At 69.8% G+C, this 5,342-nt stretch carries 7 protein-coding genes; 3 read left to right on the plus strand and 4 right to left on the minus strand.

Going from position 1 to position 5,342, the window contains the following annotated elements; genetic code table 11:
* Positions 1 to 1,043 (minus strand): tetratricopeptide repeat protein (locus tag ACRDSK_RS31540; RefSeq protein WP_431445049.1); only part of this gene is annotated, 1,043 nt, incomplete at its 3' end.
* Between the two features lie 140 nt (positions 1,044 to 1,183).
* Between ACRDSK_RS31540 and ACRDSK_RS31545 the strand changes: the two genes are divergently transcribed.
* From ACRDSK_RS31545 to ACRDSK_RS31555, 3 genes are read left to right on the plus strand one after another with little or no spacing between them, the layout of a single operon-like run.
* Positions 1,184 to 2,476 (plus strand): S8 family peptidase, encoded by a 1,293-nt coding sequence (locus ACRDSK_RS31545; RefSeq protein ID WP_431445050.1) that lies wholly within the window; start codon positions 1,184 to 1,186, stop codon positions 2,474 to 2,476.
* The gene (locus tag ACRDSK_RS31550) at positions 2,463 to 3,068 is read left to right on the plus strand and encodes an RNA polymerase sigma factor (protein WP_431445051.1); all 606 of its coding nucleotides are present in this window, start codon (positions 2,463 to 2,465) and stop codon (positions 3,066 to 3,068) included. Before ACRDSK_RS31545 ends, ACRDSK_RS31550 begins: the two co-directional genes overlap by 14 nt.
* Entirely contained in the window at positions 3,065 to 3,520 is a 456-nt protein-coding gene (locus ACRDSK_RS31555; RefSeq protein ID WP_431445052.1) for a hypothetical protein, read from the plus strand. Before ACRDSK_RS31550 ends, ACRDSK_RS31555 begins: the two co-directional genes overlap by 4 nt.
* Position 3,521: 1 nt before the next feature.
* Here the strand turns inward: ACRDSK_RS31555 and ACRDSK_RS31560 are convergent, their stop codons facing one another.
* From ACRDSK_RS31560 to ACRDSK_RS31570, 3 genes are all read right to left on the minus strand, one after another.
* The gene (locus tag ACRDSK_RS31560; protein ID WP_431445053.1) at positions 3,522 to 4,418 is read right to left on the minus strand and encodes a hypothetical protein; all 897 of its coding nucleotides are present in this window, start codon (positions 4,416 to 4,418) and stop codon (positions 3,522 to 3,524) included.
* Entirely contained in the window at positions 4,415 to 4,690 is a 276-nt protein-coding gene (locus ACRDSK_RS31565) for a hypothetical protein (RefSeq protein WP_431445054.1), read from the minus strand. Before ACRDSK_RS31565 ends, ACRDSK_RS31560 begins: the two co-directional genes overlap by 4 nt.
* A 170-nt stretch (positions 4,691 to 4,860) precedes the next feature.
* On the minus strand, positions 4,861 to 5,007 hold the full coding sequence (locus ACRDSK_RS31570; protein ID WP_431445055.1) for a hypothetical protein: 147 nt from the start codon (positions 5,005 to 5,007) through the stop codon (positions 4,861 to 4,863).
* Positions 5,008 to 5,342: the final 335 nt, after the last annotated feature.

Consider the following 5,342-nt stretch of genomic DNA (forward strand, 5'->3'; position numbering starts at 1 on the left):
GTGTCCGCGAGGCGCTCGAGCCGTGCGGTGCCGAACCGCAGCGGCGTCGGGCCCGCGCGCTGGGCGCTGAGCAGGGCGAGCGTGCTCAGCGCGGCCCACTCGGCGCGGCGTTGGCGGGTGAACTCGCTGATGGACAGGGACGCCTGCCGCGCGGCGGCCTCGGCGTCGCCGTCCATGAGCTCGGCCCGCGCGAGGATGAGGCGCGCCTCGGGCAGGGCCAGGCTGTGCGCCTCCCGCTCGAACTCGTCCACGGCCTGGGCCGCCGACTCGCGCGCCTCGGTGAACAGGCGGAGGGACAGCAGCAGCTCCGCGCGGTCGGTGAGCAGCTCGCCGAGCGGGCAGCCGAGGTCGCGGAGCCGTGCCTCGGCCTGGTCGAAGTAACGCAGGGCGGTCGGCGCGTCGCCGCGGCGGGCGTGCACGAACCCGAGGTTCTGGTGCACGTAGCCGAGGGAGAGGACCAGCTCGTGCTCGACGCACAGTGCCTCGGCGGCGCGCAGGTCCTCGGCCGCAGCGGCGAACTCGTTCCGCTGGGCGTGCAGTACGCCGCGGTTGCCCAGGATTCGCTGGGTCCACACGATGTCCCCGGAGCGGCGCAGGCCGGGCAGGGCCGCCCGGTAGTTCGCGATCGCCTCGTCGAGCCGGCCGATCTGGTGCAGGATCGCGCCCCGCTGGGCCGTGGCCCGGGCGTGGTCGGCGCCGTCGAGGTCGAGGAGCGCCTTGTCCAGCGCACGCAACGCGGCCTGCGGGCGGCCGTTGCGGCTCAGCACGCCGGCCAGCGTCATCCGCGCCTCGGCGGCGAGGCCGGGGTGTCGGGTGCGCCGGCCGAGCCGGATCGCGCGCCGCAGGTGGTCCAGCGCGCCGTCGATGTCCTGGAGCTGCATGGCGGCGAGCCCGAGCGCCCGCTCGGCGACGGCCGCCGCGGCGGGATCCCGCTCGACCGTCGCGACCTCGACCGCCCCGGCCGCGAGCCGAATCGCTTCCTGCGGATCCGACTCGGCCAGGCGGACGGCCTCCCGGGCCTGTTCGCTGGTCGCGACACTCACGCCTCAAATTGGGCGCCGCGGCCCGGGGCAAGTCAAACAAAATATTTCTGGGTCAGGGCTGTATCACCCGGTGTTCCTGTTTCCTCCTGACACGTGGAGGGCTCTCTGAATACGAGGTATGAGCGGACTGGAGAGACTAGATGAACGACATCGTCAGAAGAGCTGATACGGCAGAGGCGTACCAAGACTGGCAGATCGCGGTGGATCTCCCGGACCGGGACATCGCGCTCGCCAACTTGTTGGAATTGGATCCCGACGAGGAGAAGCCCTGTGCGACGCTAGGAGACTCGGAACCTCGCCTGGACCTCGGTCTCATCGAGCTGCTGGACGTCAAGCGCACCGCGGACAAGATCAGGGAGAAGTACGGAGCCGACCGGCCGGCTCGAGAGCCCGATTCGCCCGACGTCGTCACCGTCATCGAAGGTCTCCGGCACCATATCGCCAAGAAGCAAAGTGGCTGGGAGATCCGCATGGGCCTGAACCGGCACACCGAGACGATCGGCGGCCTGCCCCACATCGGTACCGGTGGTTGGTACTACCCCACCACAGTGAACTCGATCTCCGAATTTCCGCCGGACACCGTTTCCGAGGGGCGGGACGTGCGCGTCGGCGTCATCGACAGCGTGGTGTTCCCCAACAAGCGGCTCGTCGATCGCTTCTATGTCTTGGAGAGCTCCTCGATCCTGCAGCCAGCCGATCATTACTCCTGGCTCAACGGGCACAGCGCCTTCGTCGCCGGCCTGATTCTGCAGCGCGCACCGGCCGCCAAGCTCGAGATCCGTGGCGTGCTCGACGGCCGCGACTCGACCGCGACCGTGTGGGAGGTGGCCAAGGCGATGGCCAGGTTCCTCGCGGTCGGAGTGGGCGTGCTCAACCTCTCGATCGGCTGTTACACGGCGGACGGAAAGGCGCCGTTCGTGCTCGAACGTGCGGTCGACGTGCTGAACCGCCAGGGCATCGTGATGGTGGCCGCCGCCGGAAACCACGGTGCGTCCGGTGCTACCACGGGTATCAAGGCCAACTCGCCGATCTTCCCTGCCGCTTGCCCTGGCGCGACAGCCGTCGGAGCGCTCGAGGTCCGTGGGGGCCAGTTCTATCGGGCGCCGTTCACTCCCGACGTGCAATGGCTCAACCTGGTCGCGCCCGGAATGGACGTCGTCAGCACATATCTGCAGGGAAAGGTGCAGTTCCACGAGCTTCCTGGAATACCGCTGCCGCTTCCCGCGGACGCGGACTTTCCGGGGATCGCCAAGTGGAGCGGAACTTCCTTCGCCGCGGCGACCGTCACCGGTGAGATCGCCCGGATCATCGCGACCGGCAAGACACCGCGTCAGGCGCTCGATGAGCTGGTCGCTCAGGATCCGCAGGAGCACGAGGGCGTCGGCAAGTACCTGCCAGACATGGCCGTTTTGCAACCCCATGAACAACAGTGATCGGTCGGTCGCCGAGCTCGTCGATCTGGCCCGGGCGGGGGACCGGCGGGCCTGGGACGAGCTCGTCGACCGGTTCGCGCCCTTGGTGTGGAGCGTGTGCCAGCGGTTCGGCATGGCGCGCGAGGACATCGAGGAGACCGGGCAGAACGTGTGGCTCTCGCTCGTCGAGAACCTGGGCAAGCTGCGCGAGCCGGCCGCGCTTCCGGGGTGGCTCGCGACCACCACGCGGCGGGAGTGTGTCCGCGTACTGCGCGGGCGGCGGCAGCGTGAGCAGCGCGAGCTGCACTCCGACGAGCAGGTTCTCGCGGCGCCCGGCGACACCGACATCGAGTCGTGGCTGCTGGCGGAGGAGCGTGACCACGCGCTGCGCGAGGGCTTCCGCCAGCTGCCGGCGCGGTGCCGGCACCTCCTCGAGCTGTTGATGGCGGATCCGCGGGTTCCGTATGCGGAGATCGGTAGGAGAATGGACATGCCGGTCGGCGCCATCGGCCCCAACCGCGCCCGATGTCTCGGCAAGCTGCGGCGTTGCCCGGCGCTCGCCGACTGGCTGGCCGAGCCCGGTGAGCAGCCTGGAGTGAGGTGCTCGGAATGACCGACGACTGGACCGGCGACTCCCTGCTCGCGGCCCTGGACGAGGCACTGTCCGCCGCGCGCTCGGTACCCCCGGATTTCGTGGCCACCGGAAAGGCGTGCTTCGCCTGGCACGGCGTCGACGCCGAGCTCGCGCAGCTCACCCGGGACTCCGCGCTGGACTCCGGCCTGGTGACCACGGCCCGCGCCGAGCCGGCGGTCATCCGTGCCCTGACCTTCGTGTCCACCCGGCTCACGATCGAGCTGGAGATCGGTGAGGACGCGCTGCGGGGCCAACTCGTCCCGCACCAGGCCGGCGAGCTCGAGCTGCAGCTGGTGAACGGCGAGAAGCTCGGCGCGCGGGCCGACGAGCTGGGCTACTTCGTGTTCGCCCGGGTACCGACGACGTCGTTCCGGCTGTACTGCCGAGCCGAGAACGACGTCACCGTCACGACCACCTGGATCACCCTGTAGGTCAGCAGAGCCGGTCGCGGGCGGTCCCGTTCGGCGCGAACTCCACGCGAACCCTGGCCGACGCGGGCAGCACGACCGCGATGCCGTCCTGCCGGTTCCACTCGCGTGGCAGCAGGAAGTAGGTGTCACCCGACTGCAGGACGAGGACGAGGCCGTCGTACCGGTAGCGGTACGCCGACTCGGCTCCACACGGGGTGACGCGCACGCCTCGCGCCCGGATGCCGAGATCCTTCTCGGCGAACACGGCGGTGTCGGCCATCTCGCCGAGCCTCGTCTCGTACTCGTAGCCACGCATCTCCCCGGCCGCCGTCGAGTAGTCCGTCACCGCCAAGAAGGGGCCCACGGTGACCAACACGAACGTGAGCGTCCACTGGACGACGGAGGCGACGAGAGCGGGGCGGCGGCCGACTCGCACCTGGTGCAGCTGGTCGGCCAAGGGAAGCAGCACGATGCCCACCGCGATGCTGAGACCGGGCAGGCCGGGGAGTGGGTAGAGCAGGCTGGGCACCGCCAGCCCGACGATGCCCAGCGCGACGAGACCCAGTCCGCTCGCCACCATCGCCGGAACGACCCGGCGCAGAAGGTTCCGCCACGCGGTCGGCGACAGCCTCGACTCGAGCAGGCGGTAGCTCCACACGGCGGCGAGACCGATGGCCGCGGCCGCCGTCAGCGGCACGACCATGCCGTCCGCCGCGCGGATGAGGTAGTCCGACACCGACAGGCCGAGGACCGAGTGATGCACCCCGAACCAGCTGCAGAACCCGTTGGCGTGCTGGGTTCCGAAGTAGAACAACAGCGCGGCCAGCACGGTGGTCGGCGCGAGGATCGAGCCGAAGACCTTCAGGGCGCGCGATGGGGCAGTGGTGGGGCCGTCCTCTGGAGCCACACGTCGGGTCATGGGCCGGCCGGCGGTTCGGGCGGGTCCTCGCCGCAGGGATTGTTGACCCACCAGGTCACGATGTCGTGTTCGTACAGCGGGTTCGGCACCTCGACGCGGCCGACGACGCAGTCCTCACCCTCGAAACCGATCGACGGATCGATCTCGAACTTGGTGCCGATGCAGACATCGCGGTGGGGACAGACGGACCGCCAGAACTCCTCGACCGTGGCCTGGTTGAAGCGAGCCCCTGTCCGTTGTTCGATGCTGATGCGGTCGAGCGGGCTCAGCACCCAGCGGGCCGGTGGTTTCGGCCGCGGCGGTCGCTTCGCGGTGGCTGCCGGGTCGGCCGCGCGGCCGTCGGGACATCGCGTGGCCCGGCCGTTTGCGGCGCGGATGGTGCCGAGCGCGGGGCTCCCGACGGCGCCGCTTCGCCGCCACCATGGTCGTCGGCCTCGACAGGCTATTCGCCGGCACTCGAGAGCCCGACGGACGCGCTCGTCGGCTGCGTCGCGTGTCCGGTCGGCGGGGTCTGTGCCGGCGCCCGGCCGCACGCGACGACGGTTGCCAGGCACGTCCCGGCGACGATCAGTTGGAAGACCTTGTTCACCCCAGCTCACCTCTTACCTCTCAGAGGCCACCACGCGCCCGCTGATACCCCGTTCGCCGCGTGGTTGAGCGGTACCGAGCCGGGGTTACGTTTGGAAATTGTTTGGCCGACTGCAACCTTCGGCGGAGTCGGATGGCGGGCTGAACCGCGTAAGTTGCCCTTCGCACTAGTCGGCCGGGCTTTGGGCCTGTGGATTGATCGGGGCATCCCATGGGTGAGGGTTTCAACGTTGTTGTGGGGGAGGTGCGGCTGCACGCGGAGACGGTGACGACGATTGCGTCTCGGGTGCGGTCGGCTTCGGGTGGTGTGCAGGAGTCGGTGGGTGGGGGTGCGTT

This window comes from Actinophytocola sp., assembly GCF_050699915.1.
GTDB lineage: Bacteria > Actinomycetota > Actinomycetes > Mycobacteriales > Pseudonocardiaceae > Actinophytocola.